Genomic DNA, 26142 nt, shown 5'->3' with positions numbered 1-26142 from the left:
ATGGCCCATATGGCAATCACCGTCGGCTTCGACCTCGACATGACCCTCATCGACTCCCGCCCCGGCATCCGCGCCTGCTACCAGGCGCTGTCCGAGCGGACGGGGACGTACATCGACGCCGATCTGGCGGTCACGCGGCTCGGGCCGCCGCTGGCCGAGGAGCTGATCAACTGGTTCCCGGCCGACGAGGTCGAGACCGTGGCAGACGTCTACCGGGAGATCTACCCGACCATCGCGATCGCCGCGACCCCGGCGCTGCCCGGCGCCCGGGAGGCCATCGCGGCCGTACGGGAGGCCGGCGGACGCGCGATAGTCGTCACCGCTAAGTACGAGCCCAACGCCAAACTGCACCTCGCGCACCTCGGCATCGAGCCCGACGCGGTCATCGGCGACCTGTGGGCCGAACAGAAGGCGGAGGCGCTGCGCGAGCACGACGCGGGCGTCTACGTCGGCGACCACGTCGGGGACGTTCGCGGCGCCCGGACGGCCGGCGCGCTGTCGGTCGCGGTGGCCACCGGCCCCTGCCCCCCGGAGGAACTGCGCGCGGCGGGCGCGGACGTCGTCCTCACCGACCTGACGGAATTCCCCGGGTGGTTCTCGGACTACCGTCCCGAACGCGCCTGACGCCGGCCCGCCGCCACGGAACGCAGCACTCCCGCGCCGGCCATCAGGAAACCGACTGCCATGAGCATACTCAGGCCGAACATGTAGGTCGGAAAGGGTGTCGTCCCCAGAAACAGCGGGGCGACCGTGACCAGTGTGGCCACGGCGCCGATGAAGAAGACGATGCCACCGGCACGGACCAGACGGTCACCGGGAGCGGCGGAATTCGTTTGGGTTTTGTCACGCACCCGACCAGGGTAGTTCCCAGCGCGAAGGAACAACCGGGTGACGTCTTGTCACCGGCCTGAAGAGCATTAGCCTTGGTACCGGCGGGTCGTACGACCCGCCCGAGTGCTATCCAGAGCTGTTTCAGAAGCAGTTTTCCGACGAGTACGAGGACGAGGACAGACGTGCCTACCGGCAAGGTCAAGTGGTTCAACAGCGAGAAGGGCTTCGGCTTTCTCTCCCGCGACGACGGCGGTGACGTCTTCGTCCATTCCTCGGTCCTCCCCGCCGGAGTCGAGACGCTCAAGCCGGGACAGCGAGTGGAGTTCGGGGTCGTCGCCGGACAGCGCGGCGACCAGGCGCTGTCCCTGACGATTCTGGATCCGACCCCCTCGGTCGCCGCCGCGACCCGCAAGAAGCCGGACGAGCTGGCCTCCATCGTCCAGGATCTGACGACTCTCCTGGAGAACATCACGCCGATGCTGGAGCGGGGCCGCTACCCCGAGAAGACCGCCGGCAAGAAGATCGCGGGCCTGCTGCGCGCGGTCGCCGACCAGTTGGACGTGTAGACCGCTCACGGGAAACGCAGCGCGTTCGGGCCGAGGGGCGGCACCAGCCCCTCGGCCGCCGCGCGTGTCAGCAGTCCGCGTACGGCGGCGTAGCCGTCCTCGCCGAGGTCGGCGGTGAACTCGTTGACGTACAGCCCGATGTGCTGGTCGGCGACGGCCGGGTCCATCTCCTGGGCGTGCTCCATGACGTACGGGCGGGACGCCTCGGGGTCGTCCCAGGCGGCGCGTACGGACGTCCGGACGGAGTCGGCGAGCAGCCGCAGCTTCTGCTCGCCCAGCGACCGCTTGGCGATGATCGCGCCCAGCGGGATCGGCAGCCCGGTGGTGTTCTCCCAGTGCTCGCCCATGTCGGCGAGCTTGTGCAGGCCGTAGTCGCGGTACGTGAAGCGCGCCTCGTGGATGACGAGCCCCGCGTCGACCTTCCCGTCCCGCACGGCCGGCATGATCTCGTGGAACGGCATGACGACGATCTCGCCGACCCCGTCGCTCAGCGTGTCCGCGGCCCACAGCCGGAACAGCAGATACGCGGTGGACTTCTCACTGGGCACGGCGACCGTACGACCGGTGAGATCGACGTCCGCCTCCCGCGTCAGCACCAGCGGCCCGCACCCCCGCCCCAGCGCACCCCCGCACGGCAGCAGGGCGTACTCGTCGAGGACGTACGGCAGCACGGCGTACGACACCTTCAGCACGTCGAACTCGCCGCGCTCGGCCATGCCGTTGGTGATGTCGATGTCGGCGAAGGTCACGTCGAAGGCGGGGGCGCCGGGGACGCGGCCGTGGGCCAGGGCGTCGAAGACGAAGGTGTCGTTCGGGCAGGGGGAGTAGGCGATCTTCAGCTGCTCACTGGTCATGCCGGTTCCAACTCTCCAGTACGGGCAGGAGCTTCCCGAAACCCTCGGTGAGGGCGGCCAGGGCCTCGGGGATGCGCCAGGCGGCGCGGTCGCGCGGCCCTACGGGATTGGAGATCGCCCGGATCTCCAGCACGGGCACTCCGTGCGCGGCAGCGGCCTCGGCCACGCCGAAGCCCTCCATGGCCTCGGCGAGGGCGGTGGGATGACGCTCGCGGAGCGCGCGGGCCCGCCCGGCGGTCCCGGTCACGGTGGACACGGTGAGCACGGCCCCGGTACGGGCCCCGACGGCGTCGCCCACCAGCCGTACGAGGTCAGCGGGCGGGTGGTGACGCACGGTCCCGAACCCGAGCTCCGTGACCGACATGAACCCGTCATCGGTCTCGGCCCCCAGATCGGCCGCGACGATCTCATTGGCGACAACGAGCGACCCCACGCCCGCCTCGGGCTGAAACCCCCCACCGATCCCGGCGGAGACGACGAGGTCGTAGGGGTTGCCCTGGAGGGCGGCGGCGGTGAGGGCGGAGGCGGTGGAAGCAGCGGCGAGGGCGGGCCCCACACCGGCGGCGATCACCTGCGCGTCGAGCGCACGGCTGAGGGCAGCCGCGCCGCTACTGCCATGGGCACCCGAACCGCTACCGCCGTGGGCAGTCGTTCCGCCGGGGCGATGGGGGTTCCCCCTGCTCGAGCGAAGCCGAGAGCTCGGGGGAGGGTGGGCACGGCCTGCAACGCCGAGGGCTTCGTCATCGGACTCCGGGGACAGCGCCCCCAAGGCCGTAGCCACCGCGTCCCTCTCCACAGGAACCGCGGTGGCGACAAGCACCCTGCCCAGCCCAGCGGCAGCGATTACGCGTCCTTCTCCAGCTTGAAGTTCCACAGCCCCGACGTGTCCTTCTCGCCCTCCTTGATGGACACCAGCGTCGAGTTGCCCTGCGCCCCGTACTGGGCGTTGAAGAACACGCTGCCCGGGATGGTGCGGTACGTCTTCTTGCTGGCGTCGGTCAGCGGCTGACCGTTCATCAGGATCGTCCAGCCCTTGTCCGCGATCTCCGGGTCGACACCGAAGCGCACGGTCTCGTCCGGGTCGACGGAGATGGTCTTGACGCCCTTGTCCTTCAGGCACTGCGTGAGGTCGGACGACTTCAGGGCGTCGCCCTCGCCGCCACAGGTGGCCTCGGAGTTCACCGAGTCGTGGCCCACGGTGACGGTGGCCATCGGCGTCGGCTTGTCACAGGCGGAGAGGACGAGCAGTCCGGCGGATACGACGCCGGCGGCGGCGACGGCGCGGCGGCGTCGCACAGCGGATTGCAACGTGGTCATGGGCGAAGGCTATCGGGCCTGCCGGTCGGACCGCCCACGCGGGGTACGGCGTGCCCGTACGGCTAGGGGTGTCCGCAAAGTCCAGCCTGTCCCGCGACGCCCGGCAAGCCCTCTCGCCGCACCGGGCGAACACCCGCTTACCACCAGTACGCGGGCGTTCCCGGCACTCCCCCCGGGGGGTACCCCCAGAGCACGCACCGGACGCTGCGGGGCCTGCCCTCCGGGCGGACGACGGGGCCTTACGGACACCCCCTAAGCCACGCGCGGCCGTGTCGCACCGCCGCGACGGGCCGAGCCGATCAGCCCCCGGACGGTCGTCAGCCAGCCCGTGCCGACGATCGCGGCGCCCACCGCCAGCCCGAGCGTGCCGTTGAGCGGCATCGCGATGCCGACCGCCCCGCCCAGCACCCAGGACATCTGGAGCAGCGTCTCGGAGCGGGCGAAGGCCGACGTACGGACCAGTTCGGGCACGTCCCGCTGGATCAGCGCGTCGAGCGACAGCTTGGCCAGGGCCTGCGCGAAGCCGGCGATCGCGGCCAGGCCGGCCACCAGGACCGCGCCGAAGAACAGCGCGGCCGTGATCGCCGCGCCCAGCACGCATGCCACGACCGTCACGATGATGATCTCCGGCGCCCGGGACCGGAGCCACGCCCCCACGGCCGTACCGAACGCGTTGCCGACGCCCGCCGACACGCCCACTATCCCCAAGGACACGGCGGCGCTCTGGCCGGAGATCGGGTGCTCGCGCAGCAGGAAGGCGAGGAAGAAGATCAGGAAGCCGGTGAGGCAGCGGATGGAGGCGTTGGCGGCCAGGGCGTGGGTGACGGCCGGGCCGACCGTGCGCAGTCCGGGGCGCTTGACGGGACGGCGGTGCGGCCCGTGCAGATGCTCCTCGTCAGCGGCCAGCAGGGCGGTGTCCTCGCCCTTGGCGGAGTCGACCTTCGGCGGCAGCGTGAACGACAGGAACGTCCCTGCAACGAAGATCACAAAGGCGCCGTAGAGGGGCCAGCGCGGCCCGATCTGCTGGAGTCCGGCGCCGATCGGCGCGGCGATGCCGGTCGCGAGGAGCCCGCCGAGGGTGACGCGCGAGTTGGCCTTCACCAGGGAGAAGCCGGGCGGCAGCAGCCGGGGCACGACGGCGCTTCTGACCACCCCGTACGCCTTCGACGCGACGAGGACGCCGAGCGCCGCCGGGTAGAGCTGGATGCTGCCGCTGACGACCGCGCCGGACAGGATCAGCGCGAGCAGCGCCCGGGCCAGCATCGCCCCGGCCATCGCGGCCCGGCGGCCGTGCGGGATGCGGTCGAGGAGCGGGCCGATCACCGGCGCGAGGAGGGTGAAGGGCGCCATGGTGATGGCGAGGTACAGCGCGACCCGGCCGCGGGCCTCGTCTGTCGGCACGGAGAAGAACACCGTCGACGCGAGGGCGACGGTGATCATCACGTCCCCGGCGCCGTTCACGCCGTGCAGCTCGATCAGCTTGCCGAGGCCGGACTCGCCGGCGCCGTGGGCGTGGGTGGCCTTGCGGATGCCGCGTGCGGTGCCGGTGAAGGGCAGGTGCAGGGCACGGCCGACCGCGCGGAGGGAGCCGCGCAAACGGCCCGGTCCGCTCAGTCGGCTGCTTCCCTTGCCCCCTTTCGCCCCACCGGTCCCGGTGTCGGCCTGGGGCGTCCTCGCGGCTGCCACGTCGTCATAGTGCCCCGAGATGGCTGTGGGTAGTGCCATTACCGCTTGTATAGGGCCTGTGGGGTGACTGTCCGGGTTGCCGGCGCCCGGTCGGCACGATGGCCGGAGCCGTCGGTCAGGACCGTCGGTGTACGCGAAGTGGGGCGGAAGGGTAGCGTTCGTATCTCAGCCATCCCGCAAAATGGATGAAGGATGTCGACGCGGTCCCCTGGTCCGCTCCGTCCGCCCCCGGCGCTGGGAGTGGCGCACTCGTGAGACGGCGTATGGAGAGAAGCGATACCTGTGAGCGCAGCGACAACGCGAAGCCGCACCCCTGACCGTCTGTGCGCCGAGGCCGTCGACCTCGCACGCGCCGCAGCCGAGGAGGCCGCGGCACCCGGCATCGTCGGCGAGCACGTGGAGCTGGTCTCCGAAGGGGATCGCGTTGTCACGCACTTCTTCGAATGCAAGGAGCTCGGGTACCGGGGCTGGCGCTGGGCCGTGACGGTGGCCCGGGCGTCCCGGGCGAAGATCGTCACGGTGGACGAGGCGGTGCTGCTGCCCGGTCCGGACGCGGTGCTCGCGCCCGAGTGGGTGCCGTGGAGCGAGCGGCTGCGTCCCGGCGACATGGGCCCGGGCGACCTGCTGCCCACGGACGCCGAGGATCTGCGCCTGGAGCCCGGCTGGACCGGCGAGGACGAGCCGCCGCCGAACTCCGTGGTCTCCGAGGACATGGCCGCCCTGGCGGAGGCCGAGGACGCGGAGGTCACGGCTGGGCCCCTGGCCGTCCCCGCCCGCGGCTCGATCGCGGCGGTGGCCGAGGAACTCGGCGTGCGCCGTGCCCGGGTGCTGTCCCGCTACGGCCTGCACATCGCCGCCGACCGCTGGGAGGAAGCCTTCGGTCCCAAGACCCCCATGGCACAGGCGGCCCCCGCCGCCTGTGTGAGCTGCGGCTTCCTGCTCCGCATCGGCGGTTCCCTGGGCCAGGCCTTCGGCGTCTGCGCCAACGAGTTCTCCCCGGCCGACGGCCGCGTCGTCTCCCTGGCCTACGGCTGCGGCGGCCACTCCGAGGCCGCGGTCATGCCCAAGCCGCCGCAGCCGGCCCCGCCGGTCATCGACGAGACCCGGGTGGACCCGTTCCCGCTGCGCCCGGCCTCGGACTCGGGTTCGGTGCCGGTGGCGGCGGACGAGGACACGGAGGAGCTGGGCCACTCGTAGCCGTGTCCGTGCCCGGCCGCCGATCGACTACTTGTCCTGCTCGTCCGAGAAGATCTGCTCGGCAGAGGGGGCGATCACGGCGCGTCGGTGCCAGCGGCGCAGAGTCTCGGGGTCATCGCAGCTGACGATGCGCTCGCGGACCGCTTCGGGGACGTCGATGCCACGGACATCCAGGACCTCCAGGACGTCTTCGGCGGCCCGCCGGGCCTCCCCCTCGGCCCGGCCTTCGTCGCGGATTTTTTCCGAGATGTACGACTCGCGGAAAGGAGAGGCCCACGGCCACCAGGTTCCTCCACAGTTCCGCGGCCGGGTGCCTGCCCAGGCCTTGTGCGATGAGTTCGACGATCGGGTCGGCGATGAGGTGCGGTGTGTCCCGCGTATGGCCCCGATGTCCCGATGCCGGACGTGGGTGATGGCGGACAGCGTGGCGAGCGCGAGGTCTTTGCGGACCTCGGCCGGGTCGGTGAGCACCGGCATGTTGTGCGGTCCCGCGACCAGCGGGCGCAGGTGAGCCGGGGCCACTGGCGAGGGCCGAAGCGGACCGGGCGCGCGGCCCATTCGGCGGTGGCGCGGTCCTGGCAGACGACCAGGAGCAGCGGCTGGAGCCGGTATTCCGTGAACGAACAGGCGTGGTTCAGGAGCAGCTACAGCGGCGGCAACGACGGCAACTCCTGCGCCGAGGTCGCCACCACCTCCGCCACCGTCCACGTCCGCGACTCCCAGCACACCGAAGGCCCCCGGCTCGCCGTCGCTCCCGCCGCATGGGCGGATTTCGTGACGTACGCGTCCGAGAGCTGACCGGGGGCCGGGCGGCGCGCACACCCCCGCTCCCCAGGCGGTACCTTCGTCCTCTCGTCGATGAGGAGAAGGAACGTGAGCAGCAAGTTCGTGCGGCCCGCCGCCGAGGGTGCCGACCCGTTCGGTACGGCACGCCTGCGGCGTGGCGTCATCGATGCCTGGGCCACCAGCCCCGCCCGGTTCCGCGAGGACGCCAACGCCGAGGAGGACCTCGTCCTCGGCGGCTACCGGGACCGGCTCGTCGTCGAGCTCGCGCAGAACGCCGCCGACGCCGCCGCCCGGGCAGGGGTGCCGGGGCGGCTGCGGCTCACCCTCCGTGACGGTGTGCTCGTCGCCGCCAACACCGGAGCACCGCTGGACGCGGCCGGGGTCGAGTCGCTGTCCACCCTGCGCGCGTCGGCGAAGCGGGAGACCCACGAGCAGGCCGTCGGGCGGTTCGGCGTCGGGTTCGCCGCCGTCCTCGCCGTCACCGACGAGCCCGCCGTCGTCGGCCGGCACGGCGGTGTCCGCTGGTCCCTCGCCGAGGCCCGGGAACTGGCCGCCGACACCGCCCGGCACAGCCCCGGCCTCGGGGACGAGATCCGGCGGCGCGACGGTCACGTACCGCTGCTGCGGCTGCCGTTCGCCGCCGAGGGCACCGCCCCCGACCCGTACGACACCGCCGTCATCCTCCCGCTGCGCGACACCCCCGCCGCCGATCTCGCCGAGCGCCTGTTGCGGGCGGTCGACGACGCGCTCCTGCTGACCCTCGCCGGCCTCGAAGAGGTCGTCGTCGAGATCAACGGCGAGAGCCCCCGGACGATCTCCCGCCGCACCGACGGTCCCTTCACCGTCATCGACGACTCCGGTGACGGCGTCACCCACTGGCGCACTGCCGCCGCCCACGGCAACCTCACCCCCGAGCTGCTCACCGACCGGCCGGTCGAGGAGCGGCTGCGCCCCCACTGGTCGGTCACCTGGGCCGTGCCCGTGGACTCCGACGGCAGCCCGGCCCGGCCCCGCACCAGCCCGGTCGTGCACGCCCCCACGCCCAGCGACGAGCCGCTCGGCGTGCCCGCCCTGCTCATCGCCTCGTTCCCGCTGGACTCCACCCGCCGGCACGCCGCCCCCGGCCCGCTGACCGACTTCCTGATCGAGCGCGCGGCCGACTCCTACGCCGAACTCCTCGGCTCATGGCGGCCGGTGACGGCCGGTCTCATCGACCTCGTGCCCGGCCCGCTCGGCAAGGGCGAGCTGGACGGCGCCCTGCGCCGGGCGATCCTGGAGCGGCTGCCGCGCACCTCCTTCCTGCCGCCCGCCGTCGAGCCCCGCGGGCACGACGACGAGGACCTGCCCGAGTCGCTGCGGCCCCGGGACGCCGAGGTCGTCGAAGGCGCGGGCGCGGACACGGTGCGGGTGCTCGCCGAGGTGCTGCCCACCCTGCTGCCCGCCGGGCTGGAACGCCGGGCGGAGCTGCGCACCCTGGGCGTCGCCCGCGTGCCGCTGACCGACGCGATCGACCGGCTGGCCGGGCTGGAGAAGGACCCCGGCTGGTGGCGGCGGCTCTACGACAGCCTGGCCGGGGTCGACCCGGACCGGCTGTCGGGCCTGCCGGTGCCGCTGGCGGACGGCCGTACGACGATCGGCCCCCGGCAGGTTCTCCTGCCCAGCCCTGACGCCACCGGTATCGACCCGGAGATCCTGGCCCGGCTCGGACTGAAGGTCGCCCATCCGGACGCCGCGCACCCGATCCTGGAGAAGCTGGGCGCCCTGCCCGCGACCCCGCGCGCCGTGCTCACCACCCCGCAGGTCAGGGCCGCCGTCGCCGCGTCGCTCGACGACGAGGGCGGCGCGCTGTGGGAGGAGGACGCCCTCGACGCGGAGGAACTGGCCGACACGGTACTCGCGTTGGTGCGGGACGCCGGCCTGGAGCCCGGTGACGAGCCCTGGCTCGGTGCGCTCGCCCTGCCCGACGAGGACGGCGAACCGGCCCCGGCCTGCGAACTCGTCTTCCCCGGCGGCCCGTTCGCCCAGGTCATGCGCGAGGGCGAACTGGCAGCGGCGGACGCCGACTTGGCCTCGAAGTGGGGCGAGCAGACGCTGGCGGCCTGCGGGGTGCTGGTGAACTTCGCGCTCGTCCGCGCCACCGACGTCGTCCTCGACCCCGACGAACTGGAGCCACGCGAAGGCGACTTCGCCGAACCCGACGACCCCGGCCTGCTGGACGCGGTCGACGTGTGGGCGGAGGACATCCTCGACCGTTTCCCGGACAGCCCGGTGCCGCCGGTCGCCACCGAGATCGTCGCCGTACGGGATCTGGACCTGGTCGACGAGGACAAGTGGCCCCAGGCCCTGTCCCTGCTGTCGCAGCCGCCCCTGCGGGACGCGATCGTCCAGCCCGTGCGCGTCCTGCTGCCGGACGGCACGCACGAGGTCGTACGGCCGTACACGGCGTGGTGGCTGCGCGGGAACCCGGTCCTCGACGGCCGCCGCCCCGCGGGCCTGCGCGCCGCCGGCGGCGACCCGCTTCTGCGCGGTCTCTACGAGGAGGCCGACGCGACCGGTTTTGAAGACGAGCAGGTGCTGCGGGCGCTGGGTGTGCGGACGTCGGTCGCCGCGCTGCTGGACGAGCCCGGCGGTGCCGCCGAACTCCTCGACCGGCTCGCCGACCCGGAGCGCGAGGTGACGGACGCCCAACTGCACGCGCTGTACGGGGCCCTGGCCGAGCTGGACCCGGAGCAGGTGACCCTCCCGGACGAGCTGCGTGCCGTCATCGACGGCCGGGTGGAGGTCGTGGACGCGGCCGACGCCGTGGTGTGCGACTCACCGGACCTGCTGCCGTTCACGGAAGGCGTCCCGCTGCTCCCGGTCCGCCCGTCCCGGGCCGCCGAACTGGCCGAACTCTTCCAGGTGCGGCGCCTGAGCGAGTCGGTCACGGGGCAGGTCACCTCCGAGGGCACGGAGCACGAAGTCCCGGACCCGGTCCGGGTCCTGCTCGGCCCCCGTACCCCCTCCTTCTACATCGAGCACGAGGAACTCGTCGTCGACGGCGTGGAGATCGACTGGCGCCTGACGGACGACGACGTGCTGCACGCCGCCACCCTGGAGGGCGTCGCCGCGGGCCTGGCCTGGGCGGCGGGACAGTGGCCGCGGCGGTTCGAGGTCGCGGCACTGCTGGAGGATCCGTCGCGGACGGAGGAGCTGGCGCGGGATCGGTGGTTCGACTGAAGCGCCCGGTGGCGTTTGGCTGTTCGGTGAAAACTCCCGCACAAATTTTTCACTCGCCGTACAACCATGTGCCTCGCTCGCGAATCTGATCACGTGAGTCAACAGACTCCACGATCACTTGGGCCCCAGGAGCCGACGACGAGCGCCGGGGCCCCTCTCCACCTGGAGAACGCATGCGTATCCGAGCCACTGTGGCCGCCGTCACCGGTGCCCTGGCCCTTTCCGCCCTGGCCGTCCCCGCCGCGCAGGCGGACGACCACATGCCGAACCTGGCCTCGCTGGTCCCCTCCACCTCGAAGGCCACGCCGTTCGCGGCAGCCGCCCCGGCGGACGAGGGCGTGGGCGACACCAAGATCACGAGCGTGACCGTCAACGGCGGCAAGAACATCGTCGTCGGCACGACCGTCAAGAAGTCCTTCACCGTCTCCGTGACGGCCACCGACCCGGCGGGCATCTACGACGCCTACCCCGTCCTGTGGCACGGCACGGACCCGGACAACGCCGACGGGGCGATCGTCCCGGAGAGCCTGGACCAGGAGTTCGTCGGCGACTGCACCAACTCCAGTGCCACCACCGCCACCTGCAAGGTGACGCTCATCGCCGACCCGGCCGTGGACCTCTACAGCAACATCCTGGCCGGCACCTGGAAGGTGTGGGCCGCCGCGGTCGGCAACGACGGTGACTACGTCATCCGCGAGGCCTACAAGACCGCCAAGGTCCAGCGTGCCTCGAAGCTGACGGTCAATGCCTCCCCGGAGCCGGTGGCCAAGGGCAAGACCATCACCGTCACCGGCAAGCTGTCCCGGGCCAACTGGGAAGACCACAAGTACCACGGCTACACCAACCAGCCGGTGAAGCTCCAGTTCCGCAAGAAGGGCTCGGACACCTACACCACGCTGAAGACCATCAAGTCCAACTCCACGGGCGAGCTGAAGACCACCGTCACCGCCTCCACCGACGGCTACTTCCGCTACTCCTTCGCGGGCACGACGACCACGCCGGCCGTGAACGCCACGGGTGACTTCGTCGACGTGCGATAACACCGTCCCGCACGACACGGACGACACCGCCGGTCCCGGAATCCGTTCCCGGGCCGGCGGTTCCGTATGTCTCCTGTCCCAAGTCTCATGGCCGGGTCAAACATTGGGGATGTGGCGGCAAAACCGGAACGGGGCGTACAACCTGTTCCCGGGCTCGTGGATCTGATCGCGTGTGAGTCGACAGACTCACTCCTGGAATCACTTCTCCACCTGGGGAACACATGCACATCCGAGCCACCGTGGCCGCCGTCGCCGGCGCCCTGGCCCTCTCCGCCCTCGTCGTTCCGGCCGCGCAGGCCGCCGACGCGCCGTCCGGCAAGGCGGCCTTCAGCTCCGCCTCCGCCGACGCCGACTCGGGCAGCACCACCGCCGCGTCGACCCTCGACGTCACCTTCTCCGACATGAAGGTCAACAGCGGCAAGAACATCGTCGTCGGCACCACGAACGTGGTCAGCTTCCCGGTCACCTACACCGTGACGCACGCCGCGGACCTCGACACCAGCTCGGACAACTTCGCCACCGGCCCGCTGATCTACCACGGTTCCTCGACCGACACCGCGGACAACGTCTTCATCAGCGACGACCCGGCCACCTGCACCGCCGCCTCGTCGACCGTCCTCAACTGCAAGGGCGTCATCGCCATCCGCCCGGCAAACGGCGACCTGTTCAACTCCGACGCCGGCACCTGGGGCGCCGGCGCCCTCGCCGTCACCAAGAACGGCGACGAGAAGGAGCAGGGCGGCCTGGGCACCGTCAAGGTCCAGCGCTACTCCAAGCTGACCGTCAACGCCGGTCCCGAGCCCGTCTACAAGGGCAAGACCATCACGTCCACCGGCAAGCTGTCCCGCGCCAACTGGGAGGACAACGCCTACCACGGCTACACCAACCAGCCGGTCAAGCTCCAGTTCCGCAAGGCCGGCACCAGCACGTACACCACGGTCAAGACGGTGTACTCCGACCAGTACGGCAACCTGAAGGCCACCGCCACCGCGACGTACGACGGCTACTGGCGCTTCAGCTTCGCGGGCACCACGACGACCCCGGCGGTCAACGCCACAGGTGACTATGTCGACGTCAGGTAACCGCGGCCGGAGCCTGGGACAGGCCTAGGCCGGGAAGCGGCGGTCCACCACCCTCCACGTCAGCTCCAGGGTGGCCGCCGCAACCACCGCGATACCGACCGCCAGCCACGGCATCGTCACGCCGACCAGCTTCAGCGCGAAGAAGTCCTGGAGCCACGGCACGACGAGCACCAGCACGAAGGCCCCCGCCATCGCCGCCACCAGCGCGATGCGCCACCAGGTGTAGGGGCGGGCGATGATCGCCAGGACCCACATCGAGATGAGGAACAGCGTGAGCGTCGCGGCGCTGGTCTCCGCGTCCAGCGCGCCCGCGCCCGTGTAGTGCTGCCGGGCGATCAGGTAGGTCGCGAAGGTCGCCACCGCGGCCACCACCCCGCCCGGGATCGCGTACCGCATCACCCGCCGCACGAAGTTCGGCTTCGCGCGCTCCTTGTTGGGCGCGAGCGCGAGGAAGAAGGCGGGGACGCCGATCGTCAGGGTCGACAGCAGGGTCAGGTGGCGCGGCAGGAACGGGTACTCGACCTGCGAGCAGACCACCAGGATCGCCAGCAGCACCGAGTAGACCGTCTTGACGAGGAACAGGGTCGCGACCCGCGTGATGTTGCCGATGACCCGGCGGCCCTCCGCCACCACCGACGGCAGCGTCGCGAAGCTGTTGTTCAGCAGCACGATCTGCGCGACCGCCCGGGTCGCCTCCGAGCCGGAGCCCATCGCGACGCCGATGTCGGCGTCCTTCAGGGCGAGGACGTCGTTCACCCCGTCGCCCGTCATCGCGACCGTGTGCCCGCGGGACTGCAACGCGCCCACCATGTTCCGCTTCTGCTGCGGGGTGACCCGCCCGAAGACCGTGCCGTCGTCGAGGGCCCGCGCCATCCCCTCCTGCTCGGCGGGCAGCCGGCGCGCGTCCACGGTGGTGCCGGACAGCCCCAGCTTGGACGCGACCGCGCCGACCGACACCGCGTTGTCACCGGAGATGACCTTCGCCGCCACGTTCTGGTCGGCGAAGTAGCGCAGCGTGTCGGCCGCGTCCGGCCGCAGCCGCTGCTCCAGGACCACCAGCGCGACGGGCTTCGCTCCCTCGGCCACCTCCGGGTCGTCGAGGTCCCGGTCGACCCGGGCGAGCAGCAGCACCCGCAGGCCCCGCTCGTTCAGCCGCTCGGTCTCGGCGAGGGCCGGATCGTCGTCGGGCAGCAGGACGTCCGGCGCCCCGAGCAGCCAGGTGCTGCTCTCCCCGCCGGCCTCGGCGAACGCGGCGCCGCTGTACTTGCGGGCGGAGGAGAACGGCAGCGCCTGGGTGCAGCGCCAGTCCTCGACGGCCGGGTAGGCGTCGATGATCGCCTGGAGGGATGCGTTCGGCCGGGGGTCCGACGCGCCGAGGGCGCCGAGCACCTGATGTACGTACGTCTCGTCGGCGCCCTGGAGGGGCCGCAGCTCGGTGACGTCCATGCCGCCCTCGGTGAGGGTGCCGGTCTTGTCGAGGCAGACGGTGTCGACCCGGGCCAGTCCTTCGATCGCGGGCAGCTCCTGCACCAGGCACTGCTTGCGGCCCAGCCGGATGACGCCGATGGCGAAGGCGACCGAGGTGAGCAGGACCAGCCCCTCCGGGACCATCGGGACGATGCCGCCGACCGTCCGCGCCACGGAGTCCTTGAAGGCGTTGTCCTTCACGACCAGCTGGCTGATGATCAGGCCGATCGCGGTCGGGACCATCATCCACGTGACGTACTTGAGGATCGTGGAGATGCCGGAGCGCAGCTCGGAGTGGACGAGGGTGAACCGGGACGCCTCCTCCGCCAGCTGCGCGGCGTACGCCTCCCGCCCGACCTTCGTGGCCTGGAAGGCCCCGCCGCCCGCGACCACGAAGCTGCCCGACATCACCGGGTCGCCGGGGCGTTTGACGACCGGGTCCGCCTCGCCGGTGAGCAGCGACTCGTCGATCTCCAGCCCGTCGGCCTCGACACACACACCGTCGACGACGACCTTGTCACCGGGCCCTATCTCGATCAGGTCGTCGAGGACGATCTCGGAGGTGCTGACCTCGCCGGAGGCCCCGTCCCGGCGGACGGTGGGGCGCACCTCGCCGATCAGCGCGAGCGAGTCCAGCGTCTTCTTCGCCCGCCACTCCTGGACGATCCCGATACCGGTGTTGGCGAGGATCACGAAGCCGAACAGGCTGTCCTGGATCGGCGCGACGACCAGCATGATCAGCCAGAGCACGCCGATGATCGCGTTGAAGCGGGTGAAGACGTTCGCGCGGACGATGTCGACGGTGGAGCGGCTGCTGCGCACCGGCACGTCGTTGACCTGGCCGCGCTCCACCCGCTCGACGACCTGAGCCGTGGTCAGGCCGGTCTCGCGTGAGGTGATCGTCGCAGGCCGCGCGGAGTCGGACCGGGCACCCGCGTCGAGATGCGTCATGCATTCGACGGTACGTGCGGATTTGCCGCTTCACCTGCCGAATGCGGGGAAGATCCGACCTGGGAAGGACGGGCGTCGTGCCCTGGTCGTACGGCAGTTGTACGCCCTCGGACCACCGTCGGACCCTGGTGCCACGCGCGGTGTCAGCCCGCCCGGCGCGCGGTGAGCAGCAGGTACTCCCACTCCAGGGCGGTCCCGCCGCCGCCAGTGCCCAGGCCGCCGTCGCGGGCGAGGTCCGCCAGGTCGCGGTCCAGGGCGGCGGTGCGCTCGGGATCGCCGGCGATGTTCTTGTAGACGGTGATCGTGGGGCCGTAGCGCTCCTTGAAGTAGTCGCGGAACGCCTCGGGCGTCTCGAAGCGGTCGACCCGGACGGTCCGCCGCTCGGCGCGCACGTCCGTGACCCGGTCGCCCAGGAGCGCGCGCACATGGTCCTCGTCTCCCCACAGCGGGGGCGGCTGCGCGCCCGGCGGGGGCGGTGGCGCGTACGGCTTCATGGTGGCGAACATCCGGCCGATGAAGCCCTGCGGCGTCCAGCTCAGCAGGCCGATGGTGCCGCCCGGACGGCAGACCCGGACGAGTTCGCCGGCGGCCCGCTGGTGGTGCGGTGCGAACATCACCCCGACGCAGGACAGCACGACATCGAACTCGGCGTCGCCGAAGGGCAGGGCCTCGGCGTCGGCCTCCTGCCAGGTGAGGTGAGCACCACGCTGCTCGGCCACCCGCCGCCCGGCCTCGAACAGTTCCGGAGCCAGGTCCGAGGCGACCACGTCCGCGCCGGCCAGGGCCGCCGGGATCGCGGCGTTGCCGGTGCCGGCGCCCACGTCCAGCACCCGCTGACCGGAGCGCACCCCGCACGCCTCGACCAGGACCGCCCCGAGACCGGGGATGACCTCGGCGGCCAGGGACGGGTAGTCGCCCTGCGCCCACATCGCCCGGTGCTTCGCCTTCAGAGCCCGGTCGGCCTCGGCCGAACTGTTCTGCGTCGTCATGGCTGCGCTCCTCACCGGTCGGGTGATGTTCCCGCTCCTTAGAGCGTAGGGACGCGGGCGCCGCCTTTCTCGTCGACGGAGCAGCCGGAAGCGCCGCAGAGGCACGAGCGATCCAGCCGTCCGCGCGACGGGCGGGCCCGGCCCGATCAGACAGGGCGGCGGCCGTCGCTTCCGGTCGGTGGCCGCGGGTCCGGCGTCGCGGCGCCGGGGTGGTCCGTGCCCCGTCGAGCGCTGCCCCGCGCGGGGCGCCCGCCCACCACGGCCGTGACGTCGTGGCTCGCGCAGATCACACTCGTCGCCGTCGGGCAGGGGCGATGACGTGGAGCGCTTCAGCCGACCGGCATCCGCGCGACGGTCAGTCGGAGACGCCCTGTCCGGCCGGGGGAGTCGCCGGCAGGTCCTCCTGTGCCGCGGCCCGCTTGATCGCGGCATCGCGCTTACGGACGTACCAGATACCGATCAGCCCCAGGCCGCCGCCGGCCAGGCAGGTCCACAGCCACCACGTGTGGCCGTGGTCGTCGAACCAGCCGTAGAAGGGGAGCTGGACCAGGAAGAGGACGAACCAAAGGATCGTGCCGCCGGTGACGGTGGCGACCACGGGGCCCTCCAGGGGCTCCGGCGCCTCGTGTCTGGGGGTCCATTTCGCCATGGGGACAGCTTACGAGGCGATCAGGTCTACGCGCGGAGATGTGCGATGCGGCCCTTATATGTTCATACTGAAACGGTTTGTGTCTGACCACTTCTCTTCGTAGGAAACACCAAACACATGTCCTCCTCGGCTCCCGCCAAGGTCCCCGCCCCTGAACAGCCGGGAGCCGGGCCCACGTACGGCGCACTCGACCGCTTCTTCCGGATCTCCGAGCGGGGCAGCACGCTCTCCCGTGAGGTCCGGGGCGGCCTCGCTACCTTCTTCGCGATGGCCTACATCATCGTGCTGAACCCGATCATCCTCGGCAGCGCGAAGGACATGTACGGTCACCAGCTCGACAACGGACAGCTGGTCACCGCGACGGCCCTCACGGCCGCGCTCACCACCCTCCTCATGGGCGTCATCGGCAACGTGCCGATCGCGCTCGCCGCCGGCCTCGGTGTGAACTCCGTCGTCGCCCTCCAGCTCGCCCCGCGCATGTCCTGGCCGGACGCGATGGGCATGGTGGTCCTCGCCGGGTTCGTGGTCATGCTGCTGGTCGCCACGGGGCTGCGCGAGCGCGTGATGAACGCCGTCCCCTACGGGCTGCGCAAGGCCATCTCCATCGGCATCGGCCTGTTCATCATGCTGATCGGGCTCGTCGACGCCGGCTTCGTCTCCCGTATCCCGGACGCCGCCCAGACCACCGTCCCGCTCCAGCTCGGCGGCGACGGTCATCTCAACGGCTGGCCGGTGCTGGTCTTCATCCTGGGCGTGCTGCTCACGCTCGCCCTGATCGTGCGCAAGATCTCCGGCGCGATCCTGATCTCGATCGTCGCCATGACGGTCGTGGCCGTGGTCATCGAGGCCGTGGCCAAGGTGCCGAGCTGGGGTCTCACCACCCCGAAGTGGCCCGGCAACCCGGTCGCCGGCCCCGACTTCGGACTGGTCGGGCAGGTCAGCCTGTTCGGCGGCTTCGAGAAGGTCGGCGTGCTGACCGGTGTGCTGTTCGTCTTCACCGTGCTGCTGTCGTGCTTCTTCGACGCGATGGGCACGATCATGGGCGTCTCCGACGAGGCGAAGCTGACCGACGCGCAGGGGCAGATGCCCGGCATCAACAAGGTGCTGTTCGTCGACGGCCTCGCGGTCGCCGCAGGCGGTGCCAGCTCCTCCTCGGCGACCACCGCCTTCGTCGAGTCCACGGCCGGCGTCGGCGAGGGTGCGCGCACCGGCCTCGCGAACGTCGTCACGGGTGGCCTCTTCGCCGCTGCCCTCTTCCTGACCCCGGTCGCCACGATGGTGCCCTCCCAGGCGGCCACCCCGGCCCTGCTGGCGGTCGGCTTCCTGATCCTGGCCGGCTCGGTCAAGGAGATCGACTGGGCGGACCACACGATCGCCATCCCGGCCTTCGTGACGATGGTGATGATGCCGTTCACGTACTCGATCACCAACGGCATCGGCATGGGCTTCATCACCTTCGTGGTGCTGCGCCTGGCGGCCGGACGGGGCCGGGAGGTGCCGACGGCGATGTACGCGGTGGCGGCGGTGTTCGCGTTCTACTACCTGATGCCGGCGCTGGGCCTGACCTGAGCCGATCCGGACCCGTGATCACTTGACCAAGGGATCACGGGACCCGTAGAACTTCTCCGTCTCCTCGACGGCGGTCTGGAACCGCTCGTCGAAGTCATCTCGAACGAGCGTCCGGACGACGTAGTCCTGGACGCTCATTCCCCTTTTCGCCGCATGGTGCCGGAGCCGTTCGAGCAGCTCGTGGTCTATTCGCAGGCTGAGCACGCTGGTCCCCATGGTCATGAGGGTCCCGGCACCCTTCGGTGCGGTGTGTCACGTTCCGCCGCTGGATCACCCATATGAGTGATGTCACGCTTCAGTGGCCAGGGTCACGGTCGATCGTGTGTGTCACGGTAGTCCTTAGCGAGAGTAATGAGTTACGCTAAAGAACATGCCGGACCTCAGCCATGGCGACGATGTAGCCGCCGTGAACTCCCTCCGCTCCGCCGTGATGCGGCTCTCCCGTCGGCTCAAGCACCAGCGGGTCGACGAGTCGCTGAGCCCCACCGAGATGTCGGTGCTCGGCACCCTGTCCCTGTGCGGCAGGGCCACACCGGGCGAGCTCGCCCGCAAGGAGCATGTCCAGCCGCCCTCGATGACCCGCATCGTGGCGCTGCTGGAGTCCAAGGGGCTGGTCCGTCTGGAGCCGCACCCCGAGGACCGGCGCCAGAAGGTCGTGACGCGCACCGAGCAGGCCGAGGCGATGCTCGAGGAGAGCCGCCGCAAGCGGAACGCGTTCCTGGCCACCCTGGTCGAGAACCTCGACGAGGACGAGTGGGCCAAACTGCGCGCCGCCGCCCCCGTGCTGGAGAAACTCGCGCATCTGTAAGCCGTAGTCGTCGCAAGGAGGCGAACCCTTTTGAGTACGGGACCCGGAGCAGCTTCCGTCCCCGCACCTGATCCCCACGACTCCCCGCCCACCTCCGACACCCGCCCGCGCAAGTCCTCGATGTTCTCCTCCCTGAAGGTGAGGAACTACCGCCTGTTCTTCATGGGACAGGTCGTCTCCAACATCGGCACCTGGATGCAGCGCATCGCCCAGGACTGGCTGGTCCTCAGCCTCACCGGCTCCTCCGCGGCCGTCGGCATAACGACGGCACTCCAGTTCCTGCCGATGCTGCTCTTCGGCCTCTACGGCGGTGTCCTCGTCGACCGGCTGCGCAAGCGGCCCACCCTGCTGGTCACACAGTCGTCGATGGCCCTCACCGCCCTCGCCCTCGCCGTCGCCGTCCTCACCGGCCATGTCCAGGTGTGGCACGTGTACGTCGCCGCCTTCGCGGTCGGTCTCGCCACGGTCGTCGACAACCCGGCCCGGCAGTCCTTCGTCTCCGAGCTGGTCGGCCCGCAGCAGCTGCAGAACGCGGTCAGCCTGAACTCGGCGAACTTCCAGTCCGCCCGCCTGGTCGGCCCCGCCGTCGCGGGCATACTGATCACCGGCGTCGGCACCGGCTACGCGTTCCTCTTCAACGGCCTGTCCTTCATCGCGCCGCTCACCGGCCTGCTGCTGATGCGCGCCCGCGAACTGCACGTCGTCGAGCGGGCCCCGCGCGGCAAGGGGCAGCTGCGCGAAGGCGTGCGCTATGTCACCGGCCGCCCGGAGCTGATCTGGCCGATCGTCCTGGTCGGGTTCGTCGGCACCTTCGCCTTCAACTTCCCCGTCTACCTCTCGGCCTTCGCGGACGACGTGTTCCACGCGGGCGCGGGCGCCTACAGCATGTTCAACACGCTGATGGCGGTCGGCTCGGTCGCGGGCGCCCTGCTCGCCGCCCGGCGCGGCACGGCCCGGCTGCGGCTGCTGATCGCGGCGGCCCTGGTCTTCGGCGCGCTGGAGATCGTGGCGGCCACGACACCGACGCTGTGGATGTTCGCCCTGCTCATGGTCCCGCTGGGCCTGTTCGGCATGACGGTCAACGTCACGACGAACACCAGCATCCAGATGTCCACGGACCCGGCCATGCGCGGCCGTGTCATGGCCCTGTACATGATGGTCTTCCTCGGCGGCTCCCCGGTCGGCGCGCCGATCGTCGGCTGGATCACCGACACGTACGGCGCCCGGGTCGGCCTCGCGGCCGGCGGTGCCGTCGCGGCCGTCGCCGCGGCTGTGATCGGCCTGATCCTGGCCCGTGTCGGCAACCTCCGCCTGTCGGTCGGCTGGCACCGCGGTCACCCACGGGTGCGGTTCGTCCCCCGGGAGCAGCAGGAGGAACTGGCTCCGGCCGCCTGACGGGCCCCGGCCGGGGAGCACGTCTGGAAAAGTGGCGGCATGAGACTCTTCGCCGCCGTGCTCCCCCCTGACGGGGTGATCCGCGAACTCGGTGCCGTCGTGGACGCGTTGCGCGAGCTGCCGGGGGCGGACGGGCTGCGGTGGACGGGTCGGGCCGGGTGGCACTTCACGCTTGCCTTCTACGGGGAGGCCGACGACGGGCTCGTGCCGGAGCTGTCGGCCCGGCTGGAGCGTGCGGCCCGCCGTACCGATCCGTTTCCGCTCGCCGTGCGGCGCGGCGGTCAGTTCGGGCGCGGGCGGGCCCTGTGGGCCGGGGCGGAGGGGGACCTGGCGACCCTGCGCCTGCTGGCCGAACGGGCGGAGGCGGCGGCGCGGAAGGCGGGGGTGCCCATGGGGGAGCACCGGCGGTACAAGCCGCACCTTACGCTGGCGCGCAGCCGGGACGCGGTCGAGGTGCGGGCGTACCTGGAGGCACTCGACGCGTTCGTGAGCCGGACCTGGACCGTGCGGGAGCTGGTGCTGGTGCGGAGCAATCTGCCGGCCTCGGGGGTCGCGGGCGAGCAGCCCCGCTACGAGGCGGTCGCCCGCTGGCCCCTCGGCGGCGCCGGTTAGGCTCGGGGCGTGGACCCGAAGACCCGGAACCGGATCATGGCCGGTGTGCTCGTGCTGATGTTTCTCGTCGTTGCCCTGGCTTCTGTGCTTGGGAGGTAGGGCGGTGGGGGAACTGCGGACGGCTGCTTTTCGGCTGCGGGCCGGTGGGGGCTTGTCGCGCAGTTCCCCGCGCCCTTGACGGGGGCTTTACCAGGCGAAGGCCTCCGGTGACGGGCCCGGGCCCGGGAAGATCTCGTCCAGGCCGGTCAGGAGCTCCTCGGACAGCTCGAGCTCGGCCGCGCGGACCGCGGAGGCGAGCTGCTCGGCCGTGCGCGGGCCGACGATCGGGCCGGTCACGCCGGGGCGGGTGAGCAGCCAGGCCAGGGCGGCCTCACCGGGCTCGATGCCGTGCTTGTCGAGCAGGTCCTCGTAGGACTGGATCCGCGCGCGGGTGGCGGGGTCGGCGAGCGCGTCGGCCGCGCGGCCGGAGGTGCGGCGACCGCCCTGGGCCTCCTTCCTGAGCACACCGCCCAGCAGACCGCCGTGCAGCGGCGACCAGGGGATCACGCCGAGCCCGTAGTCCTGAGCGGCCGGGATGACCTCCATCTCGGCACGTCGCTCGGCGAGGTTGTACAGGCACTGCTCGCTGACCAGCCCTATGGTCCCGCCCCGCCGGGCGGCGATCTCGTTGGCCTGGGCGATCTTGTAACCGGGGAAGTTCGACGACCCGACGTAGAGGATCTTGCCCTGCTGGACCAGGACGTCGATCGCCTGCCAGATCTCCTCGAAGGGCGTGTCCCGGTCGATGTGGTGGAACTGGTAGACGTCGATGTAGTCGGTCTGGAGCCGCTTGAGGCTGGCGTCCACGGCCCGCCGGATGTTGAGGGCGGACAGCTTGTCGTGGTTGGGCCAGGCCGGGCCGTCGGCGCCCATGTTGCCGTAGACCTTCGTGGCGAGGACGACCTTGTCGCGCCGCCCCTCACCCTTGGCGAACCAGTTGCCGATGATGCTTTCGGTGCGGCCCTTGTTCTCGCCCCAGCCGTAGACGTTGGCGGTGTCGAAGAAGTTGATGCCCGCGTCCAGTGCCGCGTCCATGATGGCGTGGCTGTCGGCCTCGTCGGTCTGCGGGCCGAAGTTCATGGTGCCGAGGACGAGCCGGCTGACCTTGAGTCCCGTGCGTCCGAGTTGCGTGTACTTCATGCCGCCCAAGCCAACGTCTTGAAGTGCGCTCCAAGCAAGCACGGGTTGACCTCAAGGGGCCCGGGGGGAAAGCACCCGGTCCGATTCGGGTGACAGCCTCAGCGAATCCGCGCAGCTCACGCCCCTACCGTGCTGGTCATGAGGACTCCGGCGTCATCCACCACCCGCCGCACCGTGCTCGCGCTCGGCACCGCGGCGGCGGCCGCACCCTGGCTCGGCACGGCCACGGCCCAAGCCCGCACCGACCTCTCGGAACCGGACCAACCGGGCATCGCCGAGCTGCGCCGCCGGATGGCCGACGGGCGTCTCGACGCCGAACGCCTCACCCGCCACTACCTGGAGCGCATCGAGCGCCTGGATCCGCTCCTGCACTCGGTGATCGAGGTCAACCCCGACGCACTGCGCGAGGCCCGCCGGCTGGATGGCCGGCGGCGCGCCCGCGGACCGCTGCACGGCATGCCCGTCCTGCTGAAGGACCTGGTGGAGACCGCCGACCGGATGCACACCACGGCCGGGTCGCTCGCCCTGGAGGGGCTGAGACCGGCGGCGGACGCCACGGTCGCCGCGCGGCTGCGTGAGGCCGGTGCCGTCATCCTCGGCAAGACCAACATGAGCGAATGGGCGGGCGGCATGTCGCTCACCCACCACGCCGGGTGGAGCGCCCGCGGCGGCCAGACCCGCAACCCGTACAAACTGGACCGCTCCCCGAACGAGTCCAGTTCCGGCACGGGCGTCGCCGTGGCGGCCGGCCTGTGCGTCGCCGGCATCGGCACCGAGACCAACGGCTCGATCATCGACCCGTCCTCGGCGAACTGCGTCGTCGGAGTGAAACCGACGGTGGGGCTGGTCGGGCGCGGTGGGGTGATCCCCGGCGTGCCCAGCCAGGACAGCGTCGGCCCGATGGCGCGCACGGTCCGCGACGCGGCGATCATGCTCGGCACGCTCGTGGGAGTGGACCGTCGTGATCCGGCGACGGAGGCGAGCCGCGGTCGCTACCACCGCGACTACACCCGTTTCCTCGACGCCGACGGCCTGCGCGGCGCGCGCATCGGCGTACCGCGCTCGGTCTACTTCGGCTACAGCCACCACGCCGACGAGATCGCCGAGCGCGCGATCTCCCTGCTCAGCAAGGCCGGAGCCACGATCGTGGACCCGGCCGACATTCCCACGGCCGAGCAGCTGGAGGACCTGCCCAGCTCGATGGTGGTCCAGGTGTACGAGTTCAAGCGGGCGCTGAACGCGTATCTCGCCGCGGCGCCGGGCGACCACCCGCGCAGTCTGAAGGAACTCATCGAGTTCAACCGGGCGCACGCCGACCGGGAGCTGCGCTACGTACGGCAGGACGGGCTGGAGGCGGTCGAGCGGCTGGACTTCACCGAACGGGAGTACCGGGAGGCGCTGGCCACCAATCACCGGCTGTCGCGCGCCGAGGGCATCGATGCCGTGCTGCGCGAGCACGACCTGGACGCCCTGGTGATGCCGACGTCCGGGCCGCCCGCCAAGATCGACCTGATCCGCGGGGACGCGCATGGCGGTGGCGCGTCCACGCCGGCGGCCCTCGCCGGGTACCCGGCGATCAGCGTGCCGGCCGGGTTCGCCTTCGGCCTGCCGGTCGGGGTGACGTTCATGGGGACGGCGTGGAGCGAGCCGGTGTTGTTGCGGCTGGCTTATGCGTATGAGCGGGTGAGCAGGGTGCGCAGGCCGCCGGCTTATCGGCCCGCCGACGTGGGTTTCTGATGCGGCGTCGTCAGTCGCGGGGGAACTCGTCGGTCTTGAGCACCAGGTCGACCACGGTGTCGGTGAGGTCGATGCCGACGCCGAAGTCGACCCTGGTCCTCATGGCGTAGTCGCCGTCCTTGGGATGGGTGTAGACGTAGCACCGGCCCTGGTAGGGGTCGGCGATGAGGTAGACGGGCACTTCGGCGGTGGCGTAGGCGTCCTTCTTCGGGCCGTAGTCGTTGGCCGCCGTGCCTTGGGAGATGACCTCGGCGATGAACTCGACATCCTCGTGACGCCAGCGCCCCTCGTCGTCTTTCGCCGCGGAGGCGCTCAGCTTGGCCACATCCGGGCAGAAGCCGTTCTCATGGCCGGGGAAGTCGATACGTACGCCCGAGAACACCTTGACGTCCATCCCGAACCTGTCCTCGACGGTTCGTACGATCCGTCGGATGATCTCCCAGTGGGTGTCGCGCTGCGGCGTCATGTGGACATTGCCCCCGACGATCTCGACCCTGAATCCTTCGGGGACGGGCATCCGCTCGAACCACTCGTCCAAGCGCTTGGTGTTGGCGTCGGCCATGGCGATCCTGTCGTCAACGACGGTCATCGTGGCGCTCCTCCCCGGCCAACCCCATGGACGTGGGCAGCCGCGCAGTACAACGATACGCACGGTGACCATGACACGGGGAAGAGCGCATATGCCAGAGCAGCCCGGCACCGACCACCTCGTCCAGCTTCTCCGCACCACCCTCGGCGACTCCGTCCTCGGCACCTACCTGCACGGCTCCGCCACCCTCGGAGGCCTCCGCCCGCACAGCGACATCGACGTCCTGGCCGTCGTACGGGACCGCACGACGCATGCCCAACGCCGGGCTCTGGTCGAGGAGTTGCTCAAGGTGTCCGGCGTCGACGGGCGGCGGCACGTCGAGCTGATCGTCGTCGTACAGGACGACGTACGGCCCTGGCGCTACCCGCCCACCTGCGACTTCCTCTACGGCGACTGGCTGCGGGAGGACTACGAGCGCGGAGTGACCCCGGCCCCCGAACCCAGCCCCGACCTCGCGCCTCTCCTCACGATGGTCCTGCGTGCCGACGCCCCGCTCCACGGGCCGCCGCCCGCCGAGCTCCTCGACCCCGTGCCGCACGACGACCTCAGGCGCGCCATCGTCGCCGGCGTGCCGGAGCTGGTGGCCGACCTGGACTCCGACACGCGCAACGTGCTGCTCACCCTCGCCCGGATCTGGACCACCCTCACCACCGGGACCATCCGCTCGAAGGACGCGGCGGCCGAGTGGGTGCTCGACCGGCTCCCCGCCGAGCACCGGCCCGTCCTCGCCCGCGCCCGGGCCGTCTACCTGGGGCAGGAGGCGGAGCGCTGGGACGACCTGGAGCCCCGGCCCTGTGCGGAGTTGCTGACCCGGATGATCACCGAGAGTTACTGCTTGTAGGGCTCGCCCAGATCCCAGGCCTGGTACATCGCCTCCGCGAAGGCCGCCGCGATCTTGTGTTCGCCGCTCGCGTTGGGGTGGGTGCCGTCGTAGGTGTCGGCGTGGATGTCGTACGAGGGCGGGGCCGAGGCCAGGAGGACGGGCGAGCCGGGCTCGTCGAGGTCGGCGGCCGTCTTCGCCAGCAGTTCGTTGAAGCGGGCGACCTCGGCGGCGAAGTCCGGGTCGGATTCGGCTCGCACGTTCGGGGTCACCGGCAGCCACACCATCCGCACCCGCCGGTTCGCCGCCCGTGCCTCGGCCGCGAAGGCCCGGACGTTGTCGGCGGTCTGCCCGGCGTTCGTGTAGAAGCCCAGGTCGATGAGGCCGAGGGAGACCAGGAGCACGTCCGCGCGGCACGACCGCACCGCCTCGCCGATCAGCGGCGCCATGTGCAGCCAGCCCTCGCCCCAACCGGCCAGGTGGGCACGGGGGAAGCCCGGGTCGGCGTACGCGTGGGAGGTCGGGGCGTCGGCGAGCTTGTCGTGGAGCGTCTCGCGCGGGCCGACGAGGGTGAAGGGGCCGCAGTAGGACCGGCACAGGTGCTGCCACATCCGGTAGCGCCACGTGTGTTCGCCCGCGCTCCCGATCGTCATGGAGTCACCGACGGGCATGAACCTGAGCATCCGCTCATCATGAACGATCCAGCCGTCTGACGGGGTGTGAGTCGGACCACGCACAGATCCCGAAAAAAATCGGCCGGTGATGTCGAGAACCCGCGTCCGGCTCCGTCCCCGGGGTG

25 protein-coding genes and 1 pseudogene are annotated in these 26142 nt (G+C 71.1%); 13 read left to right on the top strand and 13 right to left on the bottom strand.

Annotated features, from left to right (window positions below):
• Entirely contained in the window at positions 1 to 624 is a 624-nt protein-coding gene (locus tag AOQ53_RS13485; protein ID WP_059417276.1) for an HAD family hydrolase, read from the top strand.
• On the opposite strand, the gene AOQ53_RS13480 is transcribed toward AOQ53_RS13485, so the two are convergent.
• Complete coding sequence (locus AOQ53_RS13480; protein WP_059417275.1) at positions 603 to 851, bottom strand: hypothetical protein; 249 nt, start codon at positions 849 to 851, stop codon at positions 603 to 605. The two genes, AOQ53_RS13485 and AOQ53_RS13480, sit on opposite strands and share 22 nt — an antisense overlap.
• Before the next feature lie 162 nt (positions 852 to 1013).
• On the opposite strand from AOQ53_RS13480, the gene AOQ53_RS47705 reads away from it, so the two are divergent.
• Positions 1014 to 1397, top strand: coding sequence for a cold-shock protein (locus AOQ53_RS47705; RefSeq protein WP_010035896.1), 384 nt, complete (start codon positions 1014 to 1016; stop codon positions 1395 to 1397).
• 5 nt (positions 1398 to 1402) lie between these two features.
• On the opposite strand, the gene AOQ53_RS13470 is transcribed toward AOQ53_RS47705, so the two are convergent.
• From AOQ53_RS13470 to AOQ53_RS13455, 4 genes are all read right to left on the bottom strand, one after another.
• Positions 1403 to 2251 (bottom strand): 1,4-dihydroxy-6-naphthoate synthase, encoded by an 849-nt coding sequence (locus AOQ53_RS13470; RefSeq protein WP_059417274.1) that lies wholly within the window; start codon positions 2249 to 2251, stop codon positions 1403 to 1405.
• On the bottom strand, positions 2241 to 3125 hold the full coding sequence (locus tag AOQ53_RS13465) for a futalosine hydrolase (protein ID WP_408055161.1): 885 nt from the start codon (positions 3123 to 3125) through the stop codon (positions 2241 to 2243). Before AOQ53_RS13465 ends, AOQ53_RS13470 begins: the two co-directional genes overlap by 11 nt.
• Positions 3095 to 3568: a DUF2771 domain-containing protein gene (locus tag AOQ53_RS13460; protein WP_174523279.1), complete on the bottom strand. Its 474-nt coding sequence runs from the start codon at positions 3566 to 3568 to the stop codon at positions 3095 to 3097. Before AOQ53_RS13460 ends, AOQ53_RS13465 begins: the two co-directional genes overlap by 31 nt.
• 252 nt (positions 3569 to 3820) lie before the next feature.
• Positions 3821 to 5254, bottom strand: coding sequence for an MFS transporter (locus AOQ53_RS13455; RefSeq protein WP_059417271.1), 1434 nt, complete (start codon positions 5252 to 5254; stop codon positions 3821 to 3823).
• Positions 5255 to 5536: 282 nt separating this feature from the next.
• On the opposite strand from AOQ53_RS13455, the gene AOQ53_RS13450 reads away from it, so the two are divergent.
• A complete protein-coding gene (locus tag AOQ53_RS13450; protein ID WP_059417270.1) occupies positions 5537 to 6451 on the top strand; it encodes a DUF3027 domain-containing protein in 915 nt (304 codons plus the stop codon).
• A gap of 27 nt (positions 6452 to 6478) precedes the next feature.
• Here AOQ53_RS13450 and AOQ53_RS46155 read toward each other — a convergent pair.
• Positions 6479 to 7068, bottom strand: a pseudogene (locus AOQ53_RS46155) (hypothetical protein); the annotation flags it as partial.
• Between AOQ53_RS46155 and AOQ53_RS46150 the strand changes: the two are divergent.
• From AOQ53_RS46150 to AOQ53_RS13425, 4 genes are all read left to right on the top strand, one after another.
• Positions 7067 to 7249, top strand: coding sequence for a DUF397 domain-containing protein (locus AOQ53_RS46150; RefSeq protein ID WP_059417269.1), 183 nt, complete (start codon positions 7067 to 7069; stop codon positions 7247 to 7249). The pseudogene AOQ53_RS46155 and the gene AOQ53_RS46150 sit on opposite strands and share 2 nt — an antisense overlap.
• 60 nt (positions 7250 to 7309) lie before the next feature.
• Positions 7310 to 10456, top strand: a complete 3147-nt coding sequence (locus tag AOQ53_RS13435) for a sacsin N-terminal ATP-binding-like domain-containing protein (RefSeq protein WP_059417268.1) — start codon at positions 7310 to 7312, stop codon at positions 10454 to 10456.
• 173 nt (positions 10457 to 10629) lie between these two features.
• On the top strand, positions 10630 to 11496 hold the full coding sequence (locus AOQ53_RS13430; RefSeq protein ID WP_059417267.1) for a hypothetical protein: 867 nt from the start codon (positions 10630 to 10632) through the stop codon (positions 11494 to 11496).
• 221 nt (positions 11497 to 11717) lie between these two features.
• On the top strand, positions 11718 to 12578 hold the full coding sequence (locus tag AOQ53_RS13425; RefSeq protein WP_059417266.1) for a hypothetical protein: 861 nt from the start codon (positions 11718 to 11720) through the stop codon (positions 12576 to 12578).
• A gap of 24 nt (positions 12579 to 12602) precedes the next feature.
• On the opposite strand, the gene AOQ53_RS13420 is transcribed toward AOQ53_RS13425, so the two are convergent.
• The 3 genes from AOQ53_RS13420 to AOQ53_RS13410 all read right to left on the bottom strand — a co-directional run bounded on the left by AOQ53_RS13420 (position 12603) and on the right by AOQ53_RS13410 (position 16634).
• Positions 12603 to 14996, bottom strand: coding sequence for an HAD-IC family P-type ATPase (locus tag AOQ53_RS13420; protein ID WP_059417265.1), 2394 nt, complete (start codon positions 14994 to 14996; stop codon positions 12603 to 12605).
• Positions 14997 to 15139: 143 nt separating this feature from the next.
• Positions 15140 to 15985, bottom strand: a complete 846-nt coding sequence (locus tag AOQ53_RS13415; RefSeq protein WP_059417264.1) for a class I SAM-dependent methyltransferase — start codon at positions 15983 to 15985, stop codon at positions 15140 to 15142.
• A gap of 355 nt (positions 15986 to 16340) precedes the next feature.
• Positions 16341 to 16634 (bottom strand): DUF2530 domain-containing protein, encoded by a 294-nt coding sequence (locus AOQ53_RS13410; RefSeq protein WP_078945290.1) that lies wholly within the window; start codon positions 16632 to 16634, stop codon positions 16341 to 16343.
• A 117-nt stretch (positions 16635 to 16751) separates the two neighbouring features.
• On the opposite strand from AOQ53_RS13410, the gene AOQ53_RS13405 reads away from it, so the two are divergent.
• On the top strand, positions 16752 to 18203 hold the full coding sequence (locus AOQ53_RS13405) for an NCS2 family permease (RefSeq protein WP_059417262.1): 1452 nt from the start codon (positions 16752 to 16754) through the stop codon (positions 18201 to 18203).
• Between the two features lie 18 nt (positions 18204 to 18221).
• On the opposite strand, the gene AOQ53_RS13400 is transcribed toward AOQ53_RS13405, so the two are convergent.
• Complete coding sequence (locus AOQ53_RS13400; protein WP_059417286.1) at positions 18222 to 18419, bottom strand: ribbon-helix-helix protein, CopG family; 198 nt, start codon at positions 18417 to 18419, stop codon at positions 18222 to 18224.
• A gap of 154 nt (positions 18420 to 18573) precedes the next feature.
• Between AOQ53_RS13400 and AOQ53_RS13395 the strand changes: the two genes are divergently transcribed.
• From AOQ53_RS13395 to thpR, 3 genes are read left to right on the top strand one after another with little or no spacing between them, the layout of a single operon-like run.
• Positions 18574 to 19011, top strand: a complete 438-nt coding sequence (locus tag AOQ53_RS13395) for a MarR family winged helix-turn-helix transcriptional regulator (RefSeq protein WP_020273509.1) — start codon at positions 18574 to 18576, stop codon at positions 19009 to 19011.
• A 30-nt stretch (positions 19012 to 19041) separates the two neighbouring features.
• Positions 19042 to 20406: an MFS transporter gene (locus AOQ53_RS13390; RefSeq protein ID WP_059417261.1), complete on the top strand. Its 1365-nt coding sequence runs from the start codon at positions 19042 to 19044 to the stop codon at positions 20404 to 20406.
• Positions 20407 to 20445: 39 nt separating this feature from the next.
• A complete protein-coding gene (gene thpR, locus AOQ53_RS13385) occupies positions 20446 to 21018 on the top strand; it encodes an RNA 2',3'-cyclic phosphodiesterase (RefSeq protein WP_059417260.1) in 573 nt (190 codons plus the stop codon).
• Between the two features lie 186 nt (positions 21019 to 21204).
• Here thpR and AOQ53_RS13380 read toward each other — a convergent pair whose 3' ends face one another.
• Positions 21205 to 22197 carry an aldo/keto reductase gene (locus AOQ53_RS13380; protein ID WP_059417259.1) on the bottom strand — a complete coding sequence of 331 codons (993 nt, stop codon included), beginning with the start codon at positions 22195 to 22197 and terminating at the stop codon, positions 21205 to 21207.
• Positions 22198 to 22335: 138 nt separating this feature from the next.
• Here AOQ53_RS13380 and AOQ53_RS13375 point away from each other — a divergent pair, with 138 nt between their 5' ends.
• Positions 22336 to 23934, top strand: a complete 1599-nt coding sequence (locus tag AOQ53_RS13375; protein ID WP_059417285.1) for an amidase — start codon at positions 22336 to 22338, stop codon at positions 23932 to 23934.
• A 10-nt stretch (positions 23935 to 23944) separates the two neighbouring features.
• Here the strand turns inward: AOQ53_RS13375 and AOQ53_RS13370 are convergent, their stop codons facing one another.
• Complete coding sequence (locus AOQ53_RS13370; protein WP_059417258.1) at positions 23945 to 24523, bottom strand: Uma2 family endonuclease; 579 nt, start codon at positions 24521 to 24523, stop codon at positions 23945 to 23947.
• Positions 24524 to 24614: 91 nt separating this feature from the next.
• Here AOQ53_RS13370 and AOQ53_RS13365 point away from each other — a divergent pair, with 91 nt between their 5' ends.
• Positions 24615 to 25364 carry an aminoglycoside adenylyltransferase family protein gene (locus AOQ53_RS13365; RefSeq protein WP_059417257.1) on the top strand — a complete coding sequence of 250 codons (750 nt, stop codon included), beginning with the start codon at positions 24615 to 24617 and terminating at the stop codon, positions 25362 to 25364.
• Here the strand turns inward: AOQ53_RS13365 and AOQ53_RS13360 are convergent.
• Complete coding sequence (locus AOQ53_RS13360) at positions 25352 to 26026, bottom strand: GDSL-type esterase/lipase family protein (protein WP_059417256.1); 675 nt, start codon at positions 26024 to 26026, stop codon at positions 25352 to 25354. The two genes, AOQ53_RS13365 and AOQ53_RS13360, sit on opposite strands and share 13 nt — an antisense overlap.
• Positions 26027 to 26142: the final 116 nt, after the last annotated feature.

It is taken from the genome of Streptomyces azureus (assembly GCF_001270025.1).
GTDB lineage: Bacteria > Actinomycetota > Actinomycetes > Streptomycetales > Streptomycetaceae > Streptomyces > Streptomyces azureus.
The sequence above is the reverse complement of the archived record's forward strand: the minus strand, read 5'-3'. Positions and strand labels throughout refer to the sequence as shown.